A 24,868-nucleotide genomic window follows, 5' to 3' on the forward strand; every position below is an offset into this window, starting at 1 on the left:
TTTATCAATTTCAGTATCCTCAAAAATGGCACTACTGCTTACATCGAAAACAATTACCGTGATCGGTTGTTTCATTTCGTAAGTAAAACCTGATTAGGATACACTTAGTTAGATACTTTTTATAGAAGATAATGGCGATTACTACATCCTTCAACTAAACAGAGCTTTACTCTTGTTAGACTCTCCTTATTCGTTGATGTAATAAACCATCCGTACTACTATTTTCACCATAAATAAAATCTTGCATATAGTAGGTTAAGTATTTCCCATAATTACTTTGCGTATTTAGTAATAATTCATCGACATAATATATACTTTGAGGGATATTATCTAAGATTAAACTCGCAGTTCCTGCATAAATACCACAAGCTACTTGGAAGTATGTTGCACTAGTTTTATATTTTTGATAGATATCGCTACTTTTCAATGTGTTATAAATATAAATCTCCTTATCTTCGAATACTAATAGAACACCAACAAGGTCTTCTCCCTCCACCTCTCCATCAGCCGGGTCTATTAATTTGTGATTCCACTCCCAAAGGTCGTCAACATTATCCAAATTACCCCTAATCAATGTAGTTGTATACTCGTTGACTCGATAGATAAACCCTAATTCAATATTATAGAGTTTACCTAATGATAGTACTTCTTCATGTGGCATCAGACATCCATAAAATTCTTTGTTGCCTACCGTTACCTTAAATTCAGTGGCATAGACTTCATCGTATAAATATAGTGGTAAATGGTGTTTTACAAACATTGGATAGCTTAAAATAGCTTCATCTAGAAAGCATTCTACGGACCAAGTAGTATAAATAGTTTTAGGTTGTAGAAGGTTTTTGTCTTTATAGATGGAATTGTCATGCTCAAAAATGTAACAAGCTAAAGGTTTACTATTGGCATTTTCTTGCAAGAGTTTTAATGCCATCCATTGAACAACGCCTGGATTCATACCTGATCCAATAATAGCTTTTGTATTAGTAAAGGTTTCTTTCTTTTCTTCAAATCGATTAAATCGTTCAGTTAATGGGAAACCATATAAACTCTCATCTTGGTCAACCATTGTATTCTCTAATGCTGAGTTAATGTAAAAAACACCAAGTTTATTACAGCACCCTAGCATTTCAATTGTATCTGCCCATGATACATCAATAACTAATTTCGTATTTGTTGTTTGTAAATGTTCAGTAAATTTGTCCGTATCATTTAAGTCAAATTGCAATAGTGTCAACTTATCTATTAAATTTGGAAACAATGATTTGTAATAATCTATTTTATGTTGATTGTGATCTATTAAAAAAAGCTGAGAATTTTTAATAACACTATGAATAGAATCGTTTTTGTCAATAGCAGACTGATTCAAAATTGATAGAATTGATTTAGCAACACCGCCCATACTTCCAAGTATCGTGATTCTATATTGTTCTTTTTCTTTCAAAGCAAAGCACCCTTTTCATATTTTTTTATAGCTTATGTTTTTTAAGTGCTCTCACCTGTATGAAACAACTATATTAAATGAGAATTAACTTACAAATTTATTTGTAAGCGCAAATAACATCGCACGTTCAACAAATTTAACTGACATAAAACAATAATGAAGATAAATGAAATTGGAATTTTTTTATGAAACGATAGAGCGTCAATTATTATGGAAATCGCGTACTCAAGCTTTCCACAAAAGTAGTGAATCGAACTTAGTGGCTTGGTGTGAAAAAAAATGTTCCTGTTCAAAGTATGTATAAGAAGCTAGATGAATCTTCAAGACGCGTTAAATGGGGGAAATTATGGAATTAGTAAATACATTTCTCCAAAAGAAGAAGAGGATGAAATGAAAGCAGAGTTATACAGCTATACGGAAAAATTTTTTCCAACTGCCAAAAATTCATCATTAACTAAATTGAAAAGCAGACGGCCAACAAGAGGTATTCCCCCTTCTAAACCGTCTGCTTTTTAAGTTACATGGAATAATTAAATTCAAAAAACAATCCCACCTAATAAAACAAACGGTAAAGTTTGGGCAATTGTTGTAGATATTTTAGCGAAACCAATCTGTTAGAATGACCATTGTAAGAAAACCAAAAATGAAGGCTATTGTTGCCGCTCTTTCATTGCCATCTCCATGACTCTCCGGAATTAATTCTTTGTACACAACAAAGAGCATTGAACCCGCAGCAAAAGCAAGTCCATAAGGGATAATATAATCAAACGATTCTCCAAATAACATCCCAATTAGTCCAGCACACATTTCTATAATACCTGTAATAGTTGCAAAAAAAACCGCCTTACCATGTCTTACATTTTGTGTTATTAAAAATAGAGCAACCAAAAATCCATCTGGTACATTTTGAAGTCCGATAGCAAGGGAAACAAGTGCTCCCAACTCCTGTTCATTACTTACATTACTTATTCCAACAGACAGACCCTCTGGTAAGTTATGTAGAGACATGGCAATTAAAAACAAAATGATTACACTAGAATTATCTGCTGGTTTGCGAGAGTGCTCTAAATCAACATGTGGAATAAGACTTTCTAATATCGTGAGGACAAATGTACCAATCAGCATCCCAATTACCAACACAATTATGTTAGACAGTTTTAGAGCAGACGGAATTAAACCATAGGCTGAAGCTGCAACCATTATGCCTGCTGTATAAGCTAGCAATATATCCTTTCCTTTATGGGAAACATTTTTAATTAACAATACAGGTATTGCTCCCAAGCCTGTACAAAGAGAAGAAAGAATTATAGGTAAATACTGCATTTAGATCCTCCAGAATCGGGTTAATACATGTTATGTTGAAATTCTAGTAACATGCAGTAACTGTTACTCCATTAAAAATGAATCGTAACCCCATCCTGTCGCAATTCTTAATTGTATTTCTTTAGATCCAATAAAAAAAATGAGTGACTTCATAATTATGTGTCACTCAATAGTTGAAGAATCCACTTTTTCACATCAACAAGTCGATTATATTGAGGTAATTCATTTGAACCTGTAACAATCATTGGCACAATGGAATCTACTTTATGAAGGCTACCATGTGCGCCACCCCCTGCATGGTCATAACTATGTTCCTCAATAAACTCATATGACGGCTCGGCATCCACAATAATGAAACGCCCTTCCTGTGAATGAAGCGCTCCATGTAGCCTTGCTAGGGCATCTGGATAATCTTGATACTGAATACGTTCCCCATTAATTACCTTCAAATTTAAGATTGAAGTATTACCAGCAATTTCCCACGATTGTTCATAGTCATCAACATACGTACCCTTTGGTGAAAATGTAAATTCCTCATCACTTTGTGGGCTTACAACATAGTTTGCTTGCTCATCTTTCCATGCAATAAAACCAATACGTTTGTCCTCTTTTAAAATGTTCACGATTTGTGATAATTCAACTTGTTGATCATTTACGTAAATGTACGCCATGCGCTCATTAATGGCGATGGCAAGTTGGGCATCTCTTTTATCGCCTTCCCAAAATGTATAACCCGTCAATGATTGATTTAAATCAATTAAAGAAGTTTTTTTATCTTTATTCACGGATGATTGGCCGCTATCACCTAGTGCAATCCACGTTACCTCTTGAATTGCTTCTTCCCACGATGCAAAGCTATTCAATAAGTCTTGTAGTGCCTGATCTGCTTTTTCGATGCCCTTTAAATCGTCCGGTCCATTTTTGTGTATAGAAGCATCTGCATCCGGTAAATAGGCAAGCGTAAAGGATGGTAACTTCTTTTGTTCGATTAAATATTTCAACTCATTTACCGTGAATTGATTATTGACTCCCATACGATTCCATACAAATTTATGCCAATTATTCTCTCTGTTATATTGAGATAACACTCCAAGTGAAAACAATGTTGGTCCATTCATTTCAATATCTTTTGGTAAAAGATTAGCCATTGTAATAAGCCTAGGGACATTTAGTTGATGTTCATAACTTCCACGGTACAAAAGACCATTAATCGAAGCAGATTGAAGTTCTCGATTCGCTAGTTCTTCATGAATCGTTTGAACCTCTTTACTTAAATGGTCTTTATTGAGTCTAACAACACTATCTAATGCAACATTCTTCAACCCATTATTCCAGATTTCACGGATTCCACTTCCATAACTAATCATTCGATTTTCATCTTCCTTAAACCAAATCAATCCCGGTACTTTATGTTGGTTCGGATACGTACCGGTTAATAACGTACTATCAATGGTGACAGACATCGTCGGATAAGAGCTAATTATCTCCTGATTAAAATGTCCATTGTTAATCAAAAATGCAAATGCAGGTGCTTTTCCTTCTTTTACTGCTTTTTGTAACGGTTCACTCATTAATGAATCTACGACCAAAAGTATAACGGGCTTCTTTGTTGAATTTATTGAAAAATCATCCAGCTCTTTTTTTGGAGATATAGAAATTGCTAGTACAAGTCCAGTACTTATGACAAGAAATACAATAAAAGCGATTACCATTTTTCGTTTCATCGACTCACCTTCAAATTAATTTATTTTCTCTTAGTATGGTTTGAATTTCATTAATACATGTAGATGAAGGATTGATTTATGAATAACGCTAGTCACAGTATTTCACCTCAATTATTTATTTCAAAATACGTATCATCTTCTACAATTACTCATAGTAATGATAAAGGAATAACTATCACCATTTGACTACTTCCTTTGCTCCAACATCCATCTATAAAAGGAGAACTTATTTGAAAAGAAAAAAACCATATAAGTTTTATTTTTTGGAGCTCATCTTTAAAATCCCGTGGATCATCCTCGGTGCAATGATGGCAGCTATTAGCCTTGAAGTTATATTGATTCCAAACGGTTTAATTGATGGAGGTATTACAGGTATTTCTATGATGCTATCTGACAAATATGGTTTTTCACTTAGTGTAGTGTTATTCATATTAAATATTCCGTTTGTCCTAATCGGTCTTAAACATCTTGGAAAACGATTCGCTTTTCTAGCTACACTGGGTATCATTTCATTAACAATATCAACTGCAATTATCGAAAGGTCCTCAACATTTGTTGAAGGAAATTTCATATTACTCATTTTCATCGGTGGTTTACTACTCGGTATGGGAATTGGAATTGTCATTCGAAACGGCGGGGCTTTAGATGGCACAGACGTGTTGGCATTACTTATCTCCAATAGAACGTCATTCTCTGTGGGGGAATCTATTCTTGCATTAAATATTCTCATTTTTTTAGTTGCTTTAATCATATTTGGATGGAAAGGCGCTATAATATCAATTATTACTTATTTTATTGCAACAATGGTTGTCGATATCGTTCGAACCTAGATAATCTCATGGAAGAGATTTCTTTGTGAAAGTGAACAGTAACTTGATGTACACAAAATTATTGTTGTTATTCCGTATTTCAAACCAATACATAATTTCAAATAAAACTTGTTCAAAAAAATAATCTTTAGCGTATAAAAAATTCAAATTACCCTATACTATTAAAGATTTCACTTCCAAACTAAATGACTGGAGGGTTAACCCGATGAGTGCGAATGATCGTTTACTCTGAATAACCATCAACTGAATGCTCAAGCACGGTTGTCTTAGGTTATTCTTAAGATTCAATGCTTAAAGCATGACAGTGTGTCATGAAGGAAAAATGTAAGTGTAATCAAACCCGGAATTAATTTTCCGGGTTTTTTTTGGCTTTACAAACTGGTCTATTTTAAATGGTCAAACATAAGAAAGCCCCAATACACACTATGAAGTGAATATTGGGGTCGGGCTAAAAAAACTTATTAATTTTTTTGATTTTGATTTTGATTTTGATTTTGATTTCGGTTGAAGTTTACTTCCTGAGCGAACTCTTCTCTGTTTGCGCGCTCTCTGTTAGCATTTTGATTTTGATTTTGCTGTTTTTTATTATCCTGCGTTTTATTGTTTTTATGTTTATTACTTCCCATTTGACACTCACCTCCACTACTAGTGTGAGTGAAAAATCACTTTTTATCCGCCTTAGATTGCATGTTGTAAAACAAGGTATAATTGTTTTAATTGGAATAGGTAAATAATTAATTGGTTCGCATTGGCTAATAATAATTTAATTACAGTTTCATATACTTTTCTATTGATGAATGATAAAGGGAGGAACTATGTGGACGTTTTCATTAGACCTGGTGATTCCATTTGGTATTATAGCCAGATTTTTAAACTTCCTCTTCAATTAATTATTGATTCAAATCCAAATTTAAACGCGCAAGCACTAAAAATTAATCAAAAAGTTAAAATTCCTGGATACGTAACAAATCAATATACAATTCAACGTGGTGACTCTATTTGGGCGATTGCACAAAGAAACGATATGCCCGCTGATACAATTTATTTACTGAACCCTACATTTAATCCAAATCGATTACAAATCGGGCAAGTAATCGTGCTACCGATTCGTGTAACTTGGAGAGTAGTCAATGGAAAACAAAATTACGACTATAACACAATGATGAATGACCTTAGTACACTGCTAATGATTTATCCATTTCTTATAAATAAGTCAATTGGAAATACTGTTTTAGGTAATAAAATTCCAGGACTTCACATTGGTAGCGGGCAAAAACGTGTGCATTTTAATGCGTCATTCCATGCTAATGAATGGATAACAACACCAATTGTGATGACATTTTTAAATGATTATTTATTATCACTAACGAATAATGGTTCGATAAGAGGACTTTATACATTGCCCTTATATCTTCAATCGAATTTGTCTATCGTCCCTATGGTTAATCCGGATGGAGTAGATTTAGTGCTAAATGGACCTCCTACAAACGAAACGATTCGAACAAATTTAATTGAATGGAATGATGGGAGTACCGATTTTTCAGGTTGGAAAGCAAATATTAATGGAGTGGATTTAAATGATCAGTTCCCAGCGGAATGGGAATTAGAGAGAGAAAACAATCCAAAAACGCCAGGTCCTCGCGATTATGGTGGAGAAAGTCCGCTATCACAGCCAGAATCAATTGCAATGGCAGAGCTCACAAGAGAAATGGATTTTGCTCGAGTATTAGCGTTCCATACACAAGGTGAAGTCATTTATTGGGGATTTCAAGGGTTAGAACCACCAGAATCAGAACAGTTAGTAAACGAGTTTGCGCGAGTGAGCGGATATGAGCCTGTTCAAACAATTGATAGCTATGCAGGCTATAAGGATTGGTTTATACAAGATTGGCGCAGACCAGGTTTTACTGTCGAGCTAGGCCTAGGTACAAACCCTTTGCCAATTAGTCAGTTCGATGAGATTTACGAAGAAGCATTAGGATTTTTTTTAGTTGCACTTTATTGGTAATTGATCGAAACGTCTAGCTTTCGGTGCATATTCATTAATTCTTAATAAGAAAAATAACCCCGTTCGTTTAGTTGCGACCTTTCAAAGCTAGATTTTTACGCTAACTTATCCATCACAGCAAATTTACGGGGTTATTTCGATTTAGTTTGGATCTCTTAAATTTTCTTGTACATCATTTAATTGCTGTTTTATTTCTGATAATTTCTCTTTATTTTGCCCCACAATATCTAAATGCTCCTGACGCTGTTCAGCATTGTGAAGTGCATTTTCGGTACGCTCAATAGAATGAAAAGCGTGCTCTACTGCAATTTCTTCTGGGTGAGACATTACTTGTTTTACTGCACGCTCTGACCTTTCAACAGAATTTGATAATAAAGTGCTTGGGTGATTTTGTTTCCAACTTGGTGTACCTGCCCTTTTTTTAGCCATAGTTCCTCGTCCTTTCTTTCGTAGCAGACTTTTCAATGTTAGTATTGTGAGTTGAAAGAAATCGATACACCCAATATATTGGCAAAATAAGTATTAATTATTTTTTTCTAATATCTTGTTGTTAATGTTCAGAGTAAGTATTGCAAAATAAAAGTGAATGTAGAAAAAATAAATTGTGCAGTTTTATCAAGATAGTTCCCTAAAACAATTCACTCTCGTTTTCATAGATTACTAAAGTAAGTATATGAAAATTTATTACTTACAATATCTTATATAAAAAGGAGGGCTATTTTTGGGTATGTACAGTGATTCTCTTTATATTGGTGATACAAGTGACGATACAATCAAGCGTTTTGACGCAACAACAGGAAAATTTCTTAATACTTTTGTGACATCTGAAAGTGGTGGATTGCACGGACCTAGAGGTATTATTTTTAACCAACTAGGCAATCTTGTTGTTTCCAACCAGAACGTGAATCAGCCACAAAACGGTAATGTATTAAAGTACAATGGACACACTGGGGCGTTTCTACGTGAACTTGTTAGTACCATTCAAAAAGGAGCACCATTTGCCCCACGTGGCATCGTTCTTTCCAATAACAATGTATTATATGTAGCAGACATACAAGGCCCAGGCGACACACCACAACCTGGAGAACTACGCGCGTATGATGGTACTACTGGTAAATTTCTCTGTAATTTTAATCACTCTTGCTTCAATAAACCATTCTTTCCACGCAGTGTAGTCTTCGGTCCAGACGGTTTGCTTTATGTTTCAGTCTTCAATCCTTTTGACCCACTAGATGGCTGGGTATTGCAATTCGATCCAGTAAAAAAAGCGTTCAAAAAGGTGTTTGTTGAGAGCAATGCTGTCAATAAACTACACCGCCCTGAAGGATTAGTCTTCGGTCCAGACGGTAACCTTTATGTAACGAGTTTTCGTGCCGACGAAAACGACACAGATAAAATTCTTATTTTTAATGGCAAAACCGGTAAGTTCCTAGATAAGATTGAGCTTGATACAGTTGGCAGCCCGCGTTCTTTTGCAATGGCAATCTTGTTTGGTCCATGTGGAAAACTGTTTGTGCCTATTTCAGGAACTGGTCCTGATACAGGTTCTGTACGTCGTTACGATGTTGAAACAAAGACTTTTAACGTTTTCATACCAGCAGGTAAACAGTTAGGATCACCTTGGTATCTGACTTTTGGCAATACAGACTCGGGAACTTTAGCATATTATATGTGATAATTCTTATTAATGTAATCGACTAAAAAGAGAAAGAACAGTGAAACACGGTAGCTCAAAAACCATTTGAGCTACCGTGTTTCATTATCAAAATGTAATAGTACGTGTGCTTTGCAGGGCATTTCACAGTAGCAAACCGATAGATAAATGGCGAGAAACTTTAAATAGATAGTTGGTAAATCCGCAAGGTACTTTCTTATTTTCCTTTAATAAATTTTATTTAACACAACTGTAATATATTGTATATTTTAAAAATATTGATGTTAAAGGGAGGAGAGATTTATTGAGGAAAATTACTTTAATGGTATTGGTACTCGTTCTTAGTTTTGTATCAGCTGCTTCTGCAAAAGAAGGAATCATTACACCTTCTGGAATTCCTTACGCTGAACTAAGGGACCGTGTGGATGAATATGCAACTAACTACATTGGGAGGACTACGGCTGGAGCAAATGTGTTAATTATAAAGGACGGAGAAATCTTCATGAATACGTCCTATGGCTATGCAGATATTGAAAATCAGATAAAAGTCACACAAGATACTGTTTTTGAATGGGGATCTGTTACGAAGCTCCTTGTGTGGACCAGTGTGATGCAGCTTGTAGAGCAGGGAAAGTTAGATTTAGATGAAGATATTCGTGCATATTTGCCGGACGATTTTTTGACAAAACTGCAATATGATACCCCCATTACGATGTTGAATCTTATGCATCATAATGCTGGTTGGGAGGAGAAATTTACAGATTTATTCTATATGTCAGCAGCTGACGTAAAGTCCTTGAAAGAAATGCTTCACATTACAGAACCTTATCAAATACATGAGCCAGGAGATGTGGTTGCCTATTCGAACTATGGTGTGGCCCTCGCAGGCTTTATTGTTGAACGGATCGCCGCGGAACCATTTTATGATTATGTGAAAGAACATATTTTTTCTGTTTTGGAGATGAAGGATACAACGATTCATCCTACACAGAAAGATAATCCAGATGTAGCATCTAACAGAGAAGCAGTTTATGGATATAGTGTTAATGGCGACAATGAATTTAGTATTTCAAAAAATGGACGGGTTTTTATTGGTTTGTATCCAGCAGGTAGTGCAATGGGTACGATAGCCGATATGGCGAAATTTATGGTGGCACTCATGCCAGTAGATGGTGTGAATAGTCCGTTATTTAAAAGTAATAGTACACTAGATGAAATGCTGACGACGAGTGATTTCTATGGCGATGGCTTTCCTCGAAATGCACATGGTTTTTGGGAAGGACTATATACAGTAAATGTATTGGAACATGCAGGCAATACGGATAGTTTTTCGAGCAATTTCACCTTTTCAAAAGATGAGCAGTTGGGTGTAATTATCATGACAAATCAAATGGGTGAATTCGGACTGAGTTACGGCTTACCAACACTCGTGTACGGCGAATATTCCGTAGCAGATGGCAAACAAGCATTTCCAAATACGCAGGAGCTTGAAGGAAGTTATAGTATGGCGAGGCAGCCCTATAAGGGTTTTACCAAATTGTACGGAGCGCTAAGTATTGGAAATATTGAAGCGACAGATCGAAACAATTTTAATGCTTATGGGATGACATTTGAACAAATAGCTCCGTATCTTTATAAATCTACAAATGAATTTAATTTATATCTTCATGTTACATTGAATGATAGTAAAGTGGAAAAGATATCTATGCCAACAAGCGATATTCTACCGATTTCTCCAAGTGCGAAAGCCTTTAATATGGTCAGTACCTTGGCGGTGGCTTTCAGTGTCTTATACACCCTCATTGCTTTACTAATTATTTTGATCAAATCAATAAAGAATCGAAAACAAGAAGTTCAATTTACAGTGATGAAGAAGTGGGAAATACTATTACTTTTAGCGGGGATCGTACCTGTTATGAATTTAATTATTTTAGCTTATAGAACACTAAATTATGCTTCTTATTCTACTCTGAACATTCATTTTTTAGTGAATTATGCGTATATCTTAGTTGTAGTAATTTGTCTAGTAGCGTTATTTGTTCAGTGGAAGAAGACGACGAAAACTCACGGCCAAAAAATCGGCTATGTACTTTCCTGTGTTTCGGCGCTACTAATGGTCGTTCTAGTATTTGGCTGGGAGCTTTATTATTAATTGCCTTAATTCTACACATTATTTTTCGCTACGATTCTTGAGCTTTCTTCATAGTAAATTTATTTATCCGATTATGTGATTAATTTTTTTTTTGCGTATAAAAAACTGAAGATGACCTATACTATTAAAGATTTCACTTCAAATCCAAGTGACTAGGAGGGTTAACCCGATGAGTGCGATTGATCGTTTACTCTGAAGAACCAGCAAAACTGATTAAGCTAAAGCAGAGTTTTCTTAAGTAAATCTTAAGATTCAATGTGAAAGCGAGGCAGTGTGTCATGGAGGACTTTTAGTAAGTGCTAATCATGCCCGGAATTTAATTGATTAAATTCCGGGTGTTTTTTTGTTACATTGAACGATCGAAAAGATATCTATGCCAACAAGTGATATTCTACCGGTGTCTCAAATTGCCTCTATGCTACATAAATTTTTTGGGGGCGTATAAAAAACAGAAAATGACCTATAATATTAAAGATTTCACTTCAAATCCAAATGACTAGGAGGGTTAACCCGATGAGTGCGAATGATCGTTTACTCTGAAGGACCAGTAAACTGAATAAGCTAAAGCAGAGTTTTCTTAAGTAAATCTTAAGATTCAATGTGAAAGCGAGGCAGTGTGTCATGGAGGACTTTTAGAAAGTGCTAATCAAAACCCGGAATTTATATTCCGGGTCTTTTTTTGCGCATAATAACGTCAAAACGACGGGAAACTATTATGAATAGTCACTCGTCGTTTTCATTTATAATATTGTTACAATTTCTAATTTGCAAGCAACAAATTGCTTATATGGGCCAAACCTATCTAAAAGAAATACTTCATAAACTAACCTATATTGATGATGCTCACCGATAGTTGTTAGATTAGCCAAATAATTTTTGCATTTGTTCCATCAGTGTAATTACGCTCAAATAGCCCATAAGGACGATGACGATTATACCCGTCACAGTTAACCAACGAGGGTGCTTATATGTACCCACAATGTCTTTTTTATGTGCTGCAATCAAAATAACACTAAGTGCTAATGGTAAAATCAATGCATTTAATGCCCCAACAATAATCAATACATTAACAGGCTTACCGATGAAGGCGAAAGTTGCTGTTGAAACAATGATAAATGCGATAATCACCCAGTTGTGATATTTATCAATTTTTGGATGGAATGAACGAATAAATGAAACAGATGTATAAGCCGCACCTACTACAGAAGTAATCGCTGCCGCCCACATAATCATACCGAACATGCGATAACCGATATTACCGGCAGCAAGTTGGAATACAGATGCAGGTGGGTTTTCAGGGTCAATAGCTAAACCTTGAGATACAACGCCTAGAACCGCTAAGAATAATGCAATACGCATAACTCCTGTAATCAAAATCCCTGTTACAGAGCTTTTTGTTACTTCTGGCAAAGATTCTTGACCTTTAATGCCAGCGTCCAACAAACGGTGACCACCAGCAAACATAATGTATCCGCCAACTGATCCACCGACCAACGTCACGATTGCAAACCAGCTAATTTCTTGAGGCATAAATGTACTCGCAATCGCTTCCCCTACAGGTGGTGAAGTTTTAAAAGCAACAAATACCATAAGTAAAATCATAATACCACCAGCTATTTGCGCTACTTTGTCCATTACCTTTCCTGCTTCTTTATAAACAAAGATAAATATAGCAAACAATGCACTTACGACTGCTCCGGTAATTGGATCTAAACCAATCATGGCATTTAACCCTAGACCAGCTCCAGCAACGTTCCCAATATTAAATGCTAAACCACCAATAACGATCATGATGGCAAGGACAACACCTAACCCTGGCAATATTTTATTGGCAATCTCTTGTCCACGTAGACCAGAAACAGCAATGATTCGCCAAACATTAACCTGTGCAACAATATCTAAAATTAAAGAAATTAAAATAACAAATCCAAAACTAGCAGCTAATTGCTGAGTAAATACCGTTGTTTGTGTTAAAAAACCTGGTCCGATAGATGAAGTAGCCATTAAAAATGCTGCGCCTAATAAAACGCTTTTACTAGCCGTTTTTTTCGCAAACTTACTTTTTTTCTTTTGCTCAAGTTCTTCTTGATTCACTTTGTTATTAGCTTCCATTTAGTTCCTCCTTGATTGCACAGACAGATATTTGCTGTTCTGTTAATTTTGCATGAATCTCTTTCGCGAATTCTACAGCATGTTCCCCGTCTCCATGAATACAAACTGTATCTGCTCGTAATCCAACTTCGATTTGCTGCTGTGATAGGACTTTGCCTTCTTTCACCATTTTCACAACTTGCCCGACAGCTTGTCCGTTATCCGTAATCAATGCATCCGATTGTTTACGAGACGTTAACGAACCATCCTGCTGATAAGTACGATCAGCAAACACTTCATGAGCTGTTTGAAGCCCAATTTTTTCTCCGGCTTTCGTTAATTCACTACCAGACAAACCGAATAACACAATTGAAGGTGAAATATCAAACACGGCTTGTGCGATGGCCTCGGCAATTGCTGGATCTTTAGCCGCCATATTATAAAGCGCTCCATGTGGCTTAACATGCTGCAATGTTTCATTGTGAATTGTTAAAAAACCTTGCAATGCTCCAACTTGATATATGACCATATCATAAGCTTCTTGAGGCGTAATATTCATTTCACGTCGCCCAAAGCCAATTAAATCCGGTAATCCAGGGTGTGCCCCAATTTTCACACCATTAGCAATGGCTAGCTTAACCGTTTCACGCATAACCGTTGGATCTCCACCATGAAAACCACAAGCAATATTAGCAGATGTTACATATTTCAAGATTTCTTCTTGCTCTCCAAGTTGATAACGACCAAAGCTTTCGCCTAGATCGCAGTTTAAATCAACACGAAACATCTTGTTCCCCCACTTTCTTTTCACTAACGGACTATTATGAATGCGTTTCCAAAAATTTGGTACCGATATTCGGAACTTTAGTTTTGAAATTTAAAAAAAATTTTAGCATACTTTATTATTGTAGGAAAGAAAAAATTTTAAATGTTAAGAAATAATATAATTTTTTCACTTTTAATAACATTCCGCTTGTTTTTACGCATTCTTAAAATATAATATTTATTATCCGTAATTTAAAACTTAAATACCGAATTACGAAACTTAAGGGGGTGGGTTTCATGCGAAATTTATTAGAAACTATTCAAATCAGACCTTTGAGCGATTCTGCACTTGTTGTTCAAGTCGGCGAAGGAATCAACGAGGTAACACATACAAAAGTAAAAACAATATTAAATTTATTAGAAAAAAATCCTTTTAACGGATTTATCGAGGCTGTACCTGCCTATAATAGTGTGACCGTTTATTACAATCCGATTAATGTATATTTTTCAAATTTGGAAAAAGGTGTCCAATCGCCTTACGAAAACGCAAAAACCAAAATTCTTTCTTTAATGAACCAATCAAACATAGCTGATACAACATATAATCGTCTTGTAAAAATACCTGTAGCGTATGGTGGTGAGATGGGACCAGACTTAGAATTTGTAGCATCTTATAACGGTTTAACACCTAGTGAAGTTATTAAAATCCATTCTTCAGCTCAATATCTTGTCTACATGTTAGGCTTTGCTCCAGGTTTCCCCTTTATGGGCGGAATGGATAAACAAATTGCAACACCACGAAAAGAATCGCCACGTTTAGCAATTGCACCTGGATCTGTTGGAATTGCGGGTAGCCAAACAGGGATTTATCCATTAGAAACACCTGGTGGATGGCAAATTATCGGACGAACACCATCTCGTTTATTTCTCCCTGAACAATCTCCCCCTACGTTATTACAACCAGGAGATCGAATTCAATTTGTGCCTATTTCATTGGAGGACTATGCGAAAGATTTGGAGGTGAAATCATGGGAGTAAAGGTATTGCAGCCAGGTATGCTGGCAACAATTCAAGACTTAGGAAGATTTGGACTGCAAAAGTTTGGGGTTATCGTAGGAGGAGCAATGGATTCAAATTCCTTACGAATTGCAAATTTACTCGTTGGAAATTCTGAAGGAGAAGGCGCTTTGGAGGTCACACTTTTTGGCACTAGCTTGTTATTTGAAAGTGATGAACTTATTGCCATTACAGGTGGGAATCTACAACCGACAGTAGATGGAAAAGAAGTACCTATGTGGCAACCGCTTTTTATTCGAAAAGGATCGGTTTTAAAATTTAAGGCTGCGATTAGTGGTAGCCGCGCTTATGTATCATTTAGTGGAGGCATTCAAGTACCCGAAGTAATGGGCAGTAAAAGTACCTATATACGTGCGGGCATTGGAGGTTTTCAAGGAAGAAAACTGCAAAAGAATGATGTTTTTGAATGCAATACACGAACAGAATCTGGAGAGGATCTTTTTAATCAATTACAAAAGAAAACCTCTTATCTTTCTTGGTCCGTTCATTACACACCTTTTGTTACTTTCAAAAAAACACAAACAATCCGTATTATCAGAGGCTCTGAATATGAGCGTTTTGATGAAGAATGTTTAAAAAAATTCTTTTCAACGCCTTACACCATCTCAACACACTCCGATCGAATGGGCTATCGATTTGAAGGAGAAGATGTCCAATTAAAAGAGCCGTTTGAATTATTATCTGAAGGGGTAACATTTGGAACAATTCAAGTCCCTTCTAATGGGCAGCCGATTATTTTAATGGCGGATTGTCAAACAACTGGGGGCTATCCGAAAATCGGACAAGTTATTTCTGCCGATTTACCATCTTTAGCACAAATGCAAGCAAATGATCAGGTATTTTTTAAAGAAGTCACGCTTGAAGAGGCGCAGTGGGCATTAATCCATCAAGAAAAAGAAATGACTAACTTGGCATTTGGACTAAGTATAAAAAGGTTGCATCAATTGTGAGTACAATAGGGAGTCTCAAACTTTAATTGAGACTCCCCGTTTTTTAAAGCTGTTCATAACCCAATTGTCTAGATATTTCGGCTGTGGCCATTTTTAGTTTCTCCACGAAGATTTCAGCCCTGCCTTCTTGGTAATTGGTCTCCAAGCCTGCGATGCTCATGGCCGCAATGACTTCGCCTTTATGATCGAAAATCGGCGCAGCAATAGCAGATGTATAATTTTCTAATTCTGAATGGCTAATTGTATAACCATGTTCTCTTGCATGGACAATCGCTTCATAAAGCCTTTCCTTATCGGTAATTGTTCCCTTTGCAAATGGTTTAAGTTCTATCGATTCAAGATATTCCTTTATTTCACCATCTGGTAAAAAAGATAAGACAGCACGAGAGCATGCCCCTGCGTAGAGAGAACTTTTTCTACCGATTGCTGTATAAAGTCGAACTTTTTGCTTCGTATCCACTTTCTCGATATAAATAGCTTCATCACCATCACGCACAATTAAATTAATCGCTTCTTTTGTATCATTATGTAACTCATTCATAATCGGATAGGCAATTTTCCGTACATCCAAACGCATGGAAACAAGGTGTCCAAATTTAAGGAACAAAATACCCAACCTATACTTTGCATCCGTCCCCTTTTCTAATAACTCCATTTCCTCTAATGATTTTAACATACGGAAAGCAGTCGTTTTAGGGATTCCTGATAACTCAATTACTTCTTGAAATGACAGTTCTATATGATCGATAAATAGATTTAAGATGTCCATTGAACGGACAACTGTTTTATTTTTATTTGTCAATTCAGGTTTGTCTTCCTTTCGTTTTAGACTTTAATTTAAGACAATATATATTCCTCTTAATTTCGAATGAATTCCTTCTATTAACCACTGTAAAATAGGTTCATAGATTTTTTATCCGTCTGATTGGCTTATCTTTCTTTTTCAAATTCTAATTATACCTAACAACTTACTGTTTTTGTATACCTTGTATATCGGTTAATATGGACGAGATAATTTGCTCCGTGGGTAAAAGTAATTGTTGAACTTTCGGTTGCTAGTGAAGAGTCCATTTTCTTCTTTTCTACATATAATGTTTAGGAGCTAACTTACTGGAGCTTTCACACGTTTTTTCAACTTAATGTAAAATTGGTACCGCGAGAAGGACTTTATCTTTTAATTACGGAGGTATAATATGACAAGTTTTCATTCGTTTCATGGAACGATAACGGAGATTACTAATTTTAATGCAGGTAAGGGTGAAAAAAAAGGTTGTAATAAACTTTTTACTGTAAGAAATAATTTGGGAGTCATCGTAAATTTCGTCGTTTCACCTTCAACTTACTTCGTTGACCATGAAATGTTAGTAGTGGGGGATAATGTGACAGGCTATTATGACGGAAATGCGCCTACTATCCTTATTTACCCTCCACAATATCAAGCGCTTGTGATGGTAAAGGATAACCCAAATCAGAATGTAAAAGTTGATTTTTTTAATAGTCAATTAGTGAGTAGTGATGGGCAATTACAATTAAATTTATCTTCTAATACCCACATCGTTTTAACAAATGGACAATTCTTTTCAGGATATCCAGGAAACCACGATTTAATTGTATACTACGGACCTACGACAAGAAGCATCCCAGCTCAAACCACGCCGTATCGTATTGTCGTTTTATGTTGAGGACAATATAATGACGTGTACTGAGTTCAAAAGTAATTCAGATAATTAACTAAAACTCAAAAAGCTGTGCCTGAAATTCCAATGGGTATCGGATTTTTTGGCACTGCCACTACTGTCAAAATCCAAATAGACGTTGGAAATTGATTTGTTTTTTATATCCCTGTAGTTCTTCTTTAAACCTGGTTTAGGGTCAGTACCATTTTCAACAGCTCCCTCATATTCCTTCACCCAATTTAGTGGATGTTGATACCTTTCAATTAAAAATGTATTCGTAAGCCATTCCTCCCACTCCTCTACCAAGTAACTCAGTCTTGTTGTTTACACTTACAGGCAGTCCTCCTGCTTTTGCGGCTTGTATCGCCATATCTTCCATCGGAACAAGTACAAAAACCGGTTTCGCTAAATCGTTCCCTAAATTTTATTTCATATATAAATTCAAATTCTCTCATTATTGGTACATAGTCAAACACTCGTACCTAGCTTTATTCATTTATGTCCCCAATGTCCTCGAAGGCGTTTTCTAAACTTGACCCGAACTGAGTTTAAAAAAGATATAGAAAGAGCTGTATCAAAAAATCCGATTTTCATTGAATTTTTCATTAATTAGTTGTGTAGACAATGCATTTAGATAATACATTTCGAATTATATCGAATAATCTGAATTGTTTTTATAGTGGGTGCAGATTATTATAAAGATGTAGATAAATAAATCGAGGAAGCCCGTAGTGAAGGAGTATTAGTAGAACGGGCAATTTTATAAGGATAATCAATGAAAATTGAGCTTGAAGAAGCTGTCTATATTCCTGTTCTTAATTACGAGCACTTTGGTGTTTATAGTAATAAAGTAAAGAACTTTTGGATAGATGCATCAAACTTCACGATGATAATGATGTAGAGTTTCAAAATAATAGAAAGGGTGATTTATAGAATGAAACAATTAATTAAGCAAGTTCATTTAGAAACAGGTTATCAATATGAAGATAGCGTAGTGATAGGGACGACGATTGCTCCTTTCGATATTTTAATAGAAAACGGGCAATTTTCGAAAATCGAACAGATGATTGAAGTGACATCTGATATGCAAGTAATGGAGGCACATGGGCAGTTATTATTGCCTTCCTTTAGAGAAATGCATATTCACATTGATAAAACTTATTTTGGTGGAGAATGGAAAGCACCTACAGCAATAACGAAAGGGATCTTAACGCGCATTGAAGAAGAGCAAACCTTACTCCCGAAGCAACTTCCTTATGCGAAAGAGCGTGCCATCAAAATGGTGGAACATCTAATCGCTAATGGACATACACATATTCGTTCACATTGTAATATTGATCCGCAAATCGGTACGAAACACATCGACATAACAATGGAAGTATTGGCATCATTCAAAGGTAAAATTACTTACGAAATCGTCGCGTTTCCACAGCACGGATTAATTCGATCAGCCGTTGAACCTTTAATGCGTGAAGCGATGGAAAAAGGAGCAACTCATGTTGGTGGTGTAGACCCAGCAATTGTTGACCGCGCAACACACCAATCTTTAGAAACGATGATTCAAATTGCTATTGATTATGATAAACATATCGATATTCACCTACATGACCGCGATACGCTTGGTGAGCATGAATTCCATGTAATGATGGATTTATTAGAAAAGCATAACTTTAATAATGAGGTAACAATTAGTCATGCAATTGCATTATCAGATTTACAAGGTGCTTCTTTAGAAAAGCTCACGAAGCGTCTTGCATCATTTAATATCGATGTAACAACTACAGTACCAATTGGACAAAATAGCTCGACAATACCTATTCCATATTTATATGAAAATGGTGTACAAGTTTCCGTTGGACATGATAGTTTAACAGATCACTGGTCTCCTTTTGGTACTGGCAATACGATACAGAAACTGAATGTATTAGCTGAGCGCTTTAAATATATTAATGAATATCAATTAAGCCAGTCTTTGAAATATGCAACAGGTGGTATTACTCCACTGAACGCACAAGGTGAGCAAGTATGGCCGAAAGTTGGACAAACAGCAAATGCATTACTTGTTGATGCAGTTAGCGCAGCCCATACAATTGCCCGTATTTGTCCAATTACTACCGTCATTTCAAAAGGTGCAGTTATTTTTGAGAATAATATCGAATTGAAAGGAGCTTACCGATGAGCCAATGGTTATTAAATGTTCGTTTAGAAATAGGCGAAGATTTACACGTAGATGGAAGTATCCGTACAAAGACAAATTTATTCCATATCGAAATCGATGATAAGGGACTTATCGTACAAATAAAGGAAAATGCCGCTTCATTCCAACCTGAAAATGCACAAGATATGCAAAGTCAATTAGCATTACCTGCCTTTAAAGAAATGCACAATCATTTAGATAAAACATACCTATCTTTACCGTGGAAAGCTTGCCGTACTGTGAGTGGACTTGAAGAGCGTTTGCATTTAGAGTCACTTGAACTTTCTGCTTTAGCAGAAAATTGTGAGCAACGTGCGAGCGCGATGATTGAGAAAATTTTAGGATTTGGTTCAAACCATATCCGTACGCACGTAAATATCGATCCCTATATTGGATTAAAAAATTTAGAAGGCGTTTTAAAAGCACTCGATAACTATAAAGATTATGTCACTGCAGACGTAATTGCTTTCCCACAGCACGGACTACTGCGAGATGATGTCCCAAATTTATTACGTGAAGCATTACGTAATGGTGCGACGATGCTTGGTGGATTAGATCCAGGTGGAATCGACCGCAATATAGAAAAGTCTTTACAAACGACGATGGAGATCGCCCAAGAATTTAATGTAGATGTAGATTTTCACTTACATGACAATGGACATTTAGGTTATTACACAATTGATAAATGGCTAGATATGGTCGAGGAAAATGATTTTAAAGGGAAAACGGATTTTAGTCATTCTTTCTCCTTAGGTGATGTGACAGTACCTGAGCAAATTGCGATGGCGCAAAGATTAAAAAGACACAATGTCGCAATTATGTCGACAGTGCCGTTTAATTTAGGACGCAATATTCCACCGATTGATTTACTAACTGCACACGGTGTAAACGTGCATTTCGGATGTGATGGATTCTATGATTCTTGGAGTCCTTATGGTTCGGGGGACATATTACAAAAAGCTTGTACATTTGCTGATGTTACACGAAAAATTACAGAAAGGGAACTTCGCCAAAGTTTAGCATACATTACCAACGGAATTACTCCGCTAGACAATGAAGGGAAAATGCAATGGCCACAAGTTGGTGATGAGGCAAGCTTTGTTTTTGTCGCATCTAGCTGTAGTGCTGAAGTTGTAGCAAGACCACCAGCAAAACGTCTATTGATGAATAAAGGAGTATTTTTTAAGCAATAATTTATGAAGTTAAAAATTTATGGAACTCTTATTTTTTGTGTTAGTTTATGGGCATCCAACTTTATTATAGGTGCAGTGCTGGTCAATTATTGGTCAGCACTACACGTCTCGATTTATCGGTTAATTTGTATTAGTTTATTTTTAGGCGTCATCGGCTTTCCTATGATACGAAAAGCACGTATTCGTCCGAAACAATGGCTATTACTATGCATCGCAGCTATTCTCGGTGTAAGCATTAACCATTTGAGCTTTTTCAAAAGTTTGGAAACGACGAGCCCTATTACAGCTGCCTATATTTTAGCACTCACACCCATTATTACAGGAATTATTAACGGCATTGTGCGGGGGGAAAGAAAAAGCTGGCTGTTTTGGCTCGGTTCTATCATTTCTTTCATAGGTGTCGGCTTTATTATTTCAGCAAAACAAGGAGCTAGCATGCAGTTTGGCATCGGGGAATTTTTTAGTTTTTGTACAATGCTTAGCTTTGCGATTTTCCTCGTAATGCTTGATGTATTACGGAAAGAGCTTGATAGTTTTACAATCACTTTTTTCACAAGTTTTCTAGGCTGTATTGCACTGCTCCCTTTTTTATTTTTCGCACAAGTGCCCGTAAAACAGGTAGCAGAATTACCTATCATTTTATTATTAATCATTTCAGCTATTCTCGTACATGGTGTGAGTAACCTTGTATGGAACGCAAAACAACACGAAGTTGGCTCTACAAATGCCGCGATATTACTAAATTTAGAGCCTATCATCACGATGATATTGAGTATGATTATTTTACAAGCCATTATCCAGTCAAATCACATTATCGGTGGTGTACTCGTATTGGCAGGGATTGTAATTTCAGTTATAGTGAATGATAAAGTGCTACTGCAAAAAAATGTTAAAAGCAAACTACAATTTTAATGAGTAGTTTGTTTTTTTATGGCTTGAGCCAGTGCCTCCAGAAAAGCGTCCGCCAGAACGGAGAACAATAGCTAAGAAGTAGAAATAAAAATAAAGCAGTTCAAATTTTACTCAGCGTAAATTTGAATTGCTTTTAGTTTTGAGGTGGGGTTTGTCCCACCTCTTTTTATTTATAATAAACTCATTATTTTCAAGAATCTTAAAGAGCATTTACCACTCTGCAATAGAGCCATCTTTATGACGCCAAATTGGGTTCTTCCAATCATGTCCTTGTTGTGCCATTTCCCTTATATAAGCCTCATTCATTTCAATACCTAAACCCGGTCCATCAGGAATAGTAATAAAGCCTGCTTCATAATGAAACACTTGGGGGTTTTTTAAATAATCTAATAAATCCTGACCTTCACGATTATAATGAATCCCTAAACTTTGCTCCTGTATAAACGCATTATAGCAAGTAGCGTCTACTTGTAAACAACTAGCCAATGCAATCGGACCAAGCGGACAATGTGGAGCTAAAGCAACATCATATGCTTCTGCCATCGAAGCTATTTTTTTCGTTTCTGTAATACCTCCTGCATGCGATAAATCCGGCTGGATGATATCGACAAAACCTTCTTGTAGTACTTGTTTAAAGTCCCATCTTGAGAACATCCTTTCACCGGTTGCAATTGGCGTCGAACTATTTTTCGTAATATCTTTTAGTGCTTCTAAATTTTCAGCAAGAACAGGCTCTTCTATAAATAATAAGTTGAATTGCTCTAATTCTTTTATTAATACTTTTGCCATCGGTTTATGAACCCTTCCATGGAAATCTAAACCGATATCTAAGTCATATTTAAATGTATCTCGAAGTAATCCAATGCGCTCGACCACCTCATCGACCTTTTTGAATGAATCGACTATTTGCAATTCTTCTGTGGCATTCATTTTAACTGCTGTGAACCCTAAGTCCATCACTTTTTTAGCTTCATCTACCAAATCCTGTGGACGATCTCCACCGATCCAGCTGTATGTTTTTATTTTAGAGCGGCATGCCCCTCCCATTAACTCATGGATGCTTGCATTATAAAAATGCCCTTTAATATCCCAAAGTGCCTGATCAATACCAGCAATTGCACTCATTAGAATAGGACCTCCTCGGTAAAATCCACTCCGATACATCATATTCCAATGATCCTCAATGTGAAGAGGATTTTTGCCAATTAACTGGCTCATTAATTCTTCAACTGCTGCCTTTACCGTATGGGCCTTCCCTTCAATCACCGGCTCTCCCCATCCTACAAAGCCCTCATCTGTTTCAATTTTCAAAAACAGCCATCGTGGTGGGACTTGAAATAATTCAAAACGGGTAATTTTCATTTCGTTTCTCCTCTATACAATGAATTTTTTGCTCCCTTTGTATTCATTTGAACAGCAAAAACACTTCCAGATAACGGGTATTGTTGTAGTTGATCCTCTGTTAAATCACTTTTTGCTGTAGTAATCCAGAGCGTATCCAAAAATTCACCGGCAAATGAACAGCTTGTAACATACGGTGCTGGGACAATAATTTCACTTACAATTTCTCTACGTTGTGGATTAAACTGAATTACCTTTCCACCGCCCCAAATTGCTATCCATATATCCCCTTCCGAGTCGATTGTTATGCCATCAGGTGTCATTCCCTCTGGCAAACAAAAAATAACTTCTTTATTATCCCAATCATATCTATTATTTTTCTTCTGTACTGTATACAATTCCCTTTTGCCGCTATCTACGATGTACATCGTGTCGTTGAACCAGGAAATACCATTCGGAATAATAAAGCCTCGTGCCTCCTCTATAAGCTGACCTGTTTTTGTATAGCGGAAAATCGAACCATGCGGCTCTACAGGATTGTATTGCATTGTTCCAAACCAAAAATCACCATGCGGATCCACCTTGCCGTCATTACATCTCATATGAGAAGGAAGTTGGAAAGACTCACATAGCTGTTCATATTGATGGTCATCAAAAGAATAGCTAAACAAGCCTTTACTTGTGGCTAGTAGCATACGCTCTTCTTGCTCGTAAAATGCAAAACTACCAATATGAAATGGCAACTTACGCTTTTCAATTGCATCTCCTGTGATGTTTGAACGATATAAGCAACCATTTAAAATATCAGTCCAATATACTTTTTGACCTTTTTTATCGCAAAGCGGTCCTTCCCCTAAAGTTTGCTGTAATTTAACTTTTAATTTGGCTTCCATTGTCCTCACCTCTTTTGGAATTCATTTACAATCATTGTTATTTCCAGCGCTTTTTTTACAATTTCTTGATACTCAAGATCACCTATTGTTTTTCCATTTACGGGGAACGCACTTGATACACCTAAACAATATGCACCAGCTTCAAGGTATTCTAAAATATTCGAGGAATCTATACCACCAGTTGGTGCACATGGAATGAAGGGTAATGGGCCTGATAAATCCTTTATAAATTTACTACCTAGTAAATGCGCGGGAAAAACTTTAATGACTTGTGCACCTGCCTCATATGCTTCCAACATTTCAGTAGGGGTAAACGCACCTGGTATCATAATACAATCATTCAAAACAACTTTTTGAATGACCTCTTTATTCACAACAGGTGATAGCATAAAATCAACATGACAATTAAGCAATTGCTCTGCCATGTCTATTGATAGCACTGTCCCTGCACCAACTTTCATGGATGGGTAACGTTTTTTAATTTCACCAATTGTTGACACAATATCTTCTGAATCAGCTGTAATTTCCACACTCCTTACGCCACCTTCATAAAGCGCTTGGACAGCTTTTAAGCAATTCTCTTGTGTTAAACGCCGTAAAATAGCGATAATAGGATACTTTTTTAAATGCTCTAACGTGTTCAT

General features: G+C 36.2%; 23 protein-coding genes. 12 read left to right on the top strand and 11 right to left on the bottom strand.

The genetic code is table 11. From position 1 onward, the window contains the following. Positions 1-175 precede the first annotated feature (175 nt). Positions 176-1,396 carry an S-adenosylmethionine decarboxylase related protein gene (locus O7776_RS17375; RefSeq protein WP_274310536.1) on the bottom strand — a complete coding sequence of 407 codons (1,221 nt, stop codon included), beginning with the start codon at positions 1,394-1,396 and terminating at the stop codon, positions 176-178. 354 nt (positions 1,397-1,750) lie between these two features. Between O7776_RS17375 and O7776_RS17380 the strand changes: the two genes are divergently transcribed. Then, positions 1,751-1,954, top strand: coding sequence for a hypothetical protein (locus O7776_RS17380; protein WP_274308191.1), 204 nt, complete (start codon positions 1,751-1,753; stop codon positions 1,952-1,954). Between the two features lie 81 nt (positions 1,955-2,035). Here O7776_RS17380 and O7776_RS17385 read toward each other — a convergent pair whose 3' ends face one another. Continuing rightward, positions 2,036-2,761, bottom strand: a complete 726-nt coding sequence (locus O7776_RS17385; protein WP_241370338.1) for a ZIP family metal transporter — start codon at positions 2,759-2,761, stop codon at positions 2,036-2,038. Positions 2,762-2,916: 155 nt separating this feature from the next. After that, positions 2,917-4,485, bottom strand: coding sequence for an alkaline phosphatase family protein (locus O7776_RS17390; protein ID WP_274308192.1), 1,569 nt, complete (start codon positions 4,483-4,485; stop codon positions 2,917-2,919). Positions 4,486-4,715: 230 nt separating this feature from the next. Here O7776_RS17390 and O7776_RS17395 point away from each other — a divergent pair, with 230 nt between their 5' ends. Beyond that, the gene (locus O7776_RS17395; protein WP_274308193.1) at positions 4,716-5,315 is read left to right on the top strand and encodes a YitT family protein; all 600 of its coding nucleotides are present in this window, start codon (positions 4,716-4,718) and stop codon (positions 5,313-5,315) included. A 461-nt stretch (positions 5,316-5,776) separates the two neighbouring features. Here O7776_RS17395 and O7776_RS17400 read toward each other — a convergent pair whose 3' ends face one another. After that, the gene (locus O7776_RS17400) at positions 5,777-5,941 is read right to left on the bottom strand and encodes a hypothetical protein (RefSeq protein WP_274308194.1); all 165 of its coding nucleotides are present in this window, start codon (positions 5,939-5,941) and stop codon (positions 5,777-5,779) included. 191 nt (positions 5,942-6,132) lie between these two features. On the opposite strand from O7776_RS17400, the gene O7776_RS17405 reads away from it, so the two are divergent. After that, positions 6,133-7,323, top strand: a complete 1,191-nt coding sequence (locus tag O7776_RS17405) for a M14 family metallopeptidase (RefSeq protein WP_274308195.1) — start codon at positions 6,133-6,135, stop codon at positions 7,321-7,323. Positions 7,324-7,464: 141 nt separating this feature from the next. On the opposite strand, the gene O7776_RS17410 is transcribed toward O7776_RS17405, so the two are convergent. Further along, positions 7,465-7,752 (bottom strand): hypothetical protein, encoded by a 288-nt coding sequence (locus tag O7776_RS17410; RefSeq protein WP_274308196.1) that lies wholly within the window; start codon positions 7,750-7,752, stop codon positions 7,465-7,467. A 298-nt stretch (positions 7,753-8,050) separates the two neighbouring features. Here O7776_RS17410 and O7776_RS17415 point away from each other — a divergent pair, with 298 nt between their 5' ends. Together O7776_RS17415 and O7776_RS17420 are read left to right on the top strand one after the other, a co-directional pair. Continuing rightward, on the top strand, positions 8,051-8,998 hold the full coding sequence (locus O7776_RS17415; protein WP_274310537.1) for a Vgb family protein: 948 nt from the start codon (positions 8,051-8,053) through the stop codon (positions 8,996-8,998). A gap of 283 nt (positions 8,999-9,281) precedes the next feature. Further along, on the top strand, positions 9,282-11,129 hold the full coding sequence (locus tag O7776_RS17420) for a serine hydrolase domain-containing protein (protein WP_274308197.1): 1,848 nt from the start codon (positions 9,282-9,284) through the stop codon (positions 11,127-11,129). 861 nt (positions 11,130-11,990) lie between these two features. Here O7776_RS17420 and O7776_RS17425 read toward each other — a convergent pair. After that, positions 11,991-13,241: an NRAMP family divalent metal transporter gene (locus O7776_RS17425; RefSeq protein ID WP_274308198.1), complete on the bottom strand. Its 1,251-nt coding sequence runs from the start codon at positions 13,239-13,241 to the stop codon at positions 11,991-11,993. Continuing rightward, the gene (locus tag O7776_RS17430; protein ID WP_274308199.1) at positions 13,231-14,007 is read right to left on the bottom strand and encodes a LamB/YcsF family protein; all 777 of its coding nucleotides are present in this window, start codon (positions 14,005-14,007) and stop codon (positions 13,231-13,233) included. The genes O7776_RS17425 and O7776_RS17430 overlap by 11 nt, the downstream gene beginning before the upstream one ends. A gap of 275 nt (positions 14,008-14,282) precedes the next feature. Here O7776_RS17430 and pxpB point away from each other — a divergent pair, with 275 nt between their 5' ends. Further along, entirely contained in the window at positions 14,283-15,023 is a 741-nt protein-coding gene (pxpB, locus tag O7776_RS17435; RefSeq protein ID WP_274308200.1) for a 5-oxoprolinase subunit PxpB, read from the top strand. A gap of 5 nt (positions 15,024-15,028) precedes the next feature. Further along, a complete protein-coding gene (locus O7776_RS17440) occupies positions 15,029-16,012 on the top strand; it encodes a 5-oxoprolinase subunit C family protein (RefSeq protein WP_337999446.1) in 984 nt (327 codons plus the stop codon). 43 nt (positions 16,013-16,055) lie between these two features. On the opposite strand, the gene O7776_RS17445 is transcribed toward O7776_RS17440, so the two are convergent. Next, positions 16,056-16,814, bottom strand: a complete 759-nt coding sequence (locus O7776_RS17445) for an IclR family transcriptional regulator (RefSeq protein WP_274308202.1) — start codon at positions 16,812-16,814, stop codon at positions 16,056-16,058. 391 nt (positions 16,815-17,205) lie between these two features. On the opposite strand from O7776_RS17445, the gene O7776_RS17450 reads away from it, so the two are divergent. The 5 genes from O7776_RS17450 to O7776_RS17470 all read left to right on the top strand — a co-directional run bounded on the left by O7776_RS17450 (position 17,206) and on the right by O7776_RS17470 (position 21,990). Then, the gene (locus O7776_RS17450; protein WP_274308203.1) at positions 17,206-17,694 is read left to right on the top strand and encodes a hypothetical protein; all 489 of its coding nucleotides are present in this window, start codon (positions 17,206-17,208) and stop codon (positions 17,692-17,694) included. Positions 17,695-18,463: 769 nt separating this feature from the next. Then, entirely contained in the window at positions 18,464-18,589 is a 126-nt protein-coding gene (locus tag O7776_RS17455) for a hypothetical protein (protein WP_274308204.1), read from the top strand. 33 nt (positions 18,590-18,622) lie between these two features. After that, positions 18,623-19,867, top strand: coding sequence for an amidohydrolase (locus O7776_RS17460; RefSeq protein ID WP_274308205.1), 1,245 nt, complete (start codon positions 18,623-18,625; stop codon positions 19,865-19,867). Next, positions 19,864-21,078, top strand: a complete 1,215-nt coding sequence (locus O7776_RS17465) for an amidohydrolase (protein WP_274308206.1) — start codon at positions 19,864-19,866, stop codon at positions 21,076-21,078. The genes O7776_RS17460 and O7776_RS17465 overlap by 4 nt, the downstream gene beginning before the upstream one ends. A 3-nt stretch (positions 21,079-21,081) precedes the next feature. After that, positions 21,082-21,990 carry a DMT family transporter gene (locus O7776_RS17470; RefSeq protein WP_274308207.1) on the top strand — a complete coding sequence of 303 codons (909 nt, stop codon included), beginning with the start codon at positions 21,082-21,084 and terminating at the stop codon, positions 21,988-21,990. A gap of 210 nt (positions 21,991-22,200) precedes the next feature. On the opposite strand, the gene dgoD is transcribed toward O7776_RS17470, so the two are convergent. From dgoD to O7776_RS17485, 3 genes are read right to left on the bottom strand one after another with little or no spacing between them, the layout of a single operon-like run. Continuing rightward, entirely contained in the window at positions 22,201-23,352 is a 1,152-nt protein-coding gene (gene dgoD, locus O7776_RS17475) for a galactonate dehydratase (protein ID WP_274308208.1), read from the bottom strand. Then, a complete protein-coding gene (locus O7776_RS17480; RefSeq protein ID WP_274308209.1) occupies positions 23,349-24,224 on the bottom strand; it encodes an SMP-30/gluconolactonase/LRE family protein in 876 nt (291 codons plus the stop codon). Before O7776_RS17480 ends, dgoD begins: the two co-directional genes overlap by 4 nt. A 5-nt stretch (positions 24,225-24,229) precedes the next feature. Next, the gene (locus O7776_RS17485) at positions 24,230-24,868 is read right to left on the bottom strand and encodes a bifunctional 4-hydroxy-2-oxoglutarate aldolase/2-dehydro-3-deoxy-phosphogluconate aldolase (RefSeq protein ID WP_274308210.1); all 639 of its coding nucleotides are present in this window, start codon (positions 24,866-24,868) and stop codon (positions 24,230-24,232) included.

Source organism: Solibacillus daqui (assembly GCF_028747805.1).
GTDB classification, from domain to species: domain Bacteria; phylum Bacillota; class Bacilli; order Bacillales_A; family Planococcaceae; genus Solibacillus; species Solibacillus daqui.

What these genes read in the sequence shown, in the direction of transcription:
- O7776_RS17460 (WP_274308205.1), top strand. Translation starts at nt 18,623, where the DNA reads ATGAAACAATTAATTAAGCAAGTTCATTTAGAAACAGGTTATCAATAT.
- O7776_RS17480 (WP_274308209.1), bottom strand. Translation starts at nt 24,224, where the DNA reads ATGGAAGCCAAATTAAAAGTTAAATTACAGCAAACTTTAGGGGAAGGA.
- O7776_RS17455 (WP_274308204.1), top strand. Translation starts at nt 18,464, where the DNA reads ATGAAAATTGAGCTTGAAGAAGCTGTCTATATTCCTGTTCTTAATTAC.
- O7776_RS17425 (WP_274308198.1), bottom strand. Translation starts at nt 13,241, where the DNA reads ATGGAAGCTAATAACAAAGTGAATCAAGAAGAACTTGAGCAAAAGAAA.
- O7776_RS17450 (WP_274308203.1), top strand. Translation starts at nt 17,206, where the DNA reads ATGACAAGTTTTCATTCGTTTCATGGAACGATAACGGAGATTACTAAT.
- O7776_RS17485 (WP_274308210.1), bottom strand. Translation starts at nt 24,868, where the DNA reads ATGAACACGTTAGAGCATTTAAAAAAGTATCCTATTATCGCTATTTTA.
- O7776_RS17470 (WP_274308207.1), top strand. Translation starts at nt 21,082, where the DNA reads ATGAAGTTAAAAATTTATGGAACTCTTATTTTTTGTGTTAGTTTATGG.
- O7776_RS17385 (WP_241370338.1), bottom strand. Translation starts at nt 2,761, where the DNA reads ATGCAGTATTTACCTATAATTCTTTCTTCTCTTTGTACAGGCTTGGGA.
- dgoD (WP_274308208.1), bottom strand. Translation starts at nt 23,352, where the DNA reads ATGAAAATTACCCGTTTTGAATTATTTCAAGTCCCACCACGATGGCTG.
- O7776_RS17375 (WP_274310536.1), bottom strand. Translation starts at nt 1,396, where the DNA reads ATGGGCGGTGTTGCTAAATCAATTCTATCAATTTTGAATCAGTCTGCT.
- O7776_RS17410 (WP_274308196.1), bottom strand. Translation starts at nt 7,752, where the DNA reads ATGGCTAAAAAAAGGGCAGGTACACCAAGTTGGAAACAAAATCACCCA.
- O7776_RS17400 (WP_274308194.1), bottom strand. Translation starts at nt 5,941, where the DNA reads ATGGGAAGTAATAAACATAAAAACAATAAAACGCAGGATAATAAAAAA.
- pxpB (WP_274308200.1), top strand. Translation starts at nt 14,283, where the DNA reads ATGCGAAATTTATTAGAAACTATTCAAATCAGACCTTTGAGCGATTCT.
- O7776_RS17465 (WP_274308206.1), top strand. Translation starts at nt 19,864, where the DNA reads ATGAGCCAATGGTTATTAAATGTTCGTTTAGAAATAGGCGAAGATTTA.
- O7776_RS17415 (WP_274310537.1), top strand. Translation starts at nt 8,051, where the DNA reads ATGTACAGTGATTCTCTTTATATTGGTGATACAAGTGACGATACAATC.
- O7776_RS17430 (WP_274308199.1), bottom strand. Translation starts at nt 14,007, where the DNA reads ATGTTTCGTGTTGATTTAAACTGCGATCTAGGCGAAAGCTTTGGTCGT.
- O7776_RS17380 (WP_274308191.1), top strand. Translation starts at nt 1,751, where the DNA reads ATGAATCTTCAAGACGCGTTAAATGGGGGAAATTATGGAATTAGTAAA.
- O7776_RS17390 (WP_274308192.1), bottom strand. Translation starts at nt 4,485, where the DNA reads ATGAAACGAAAAATGGTAATCGCTTTTATTGTATTTCTTGTCATAAGT.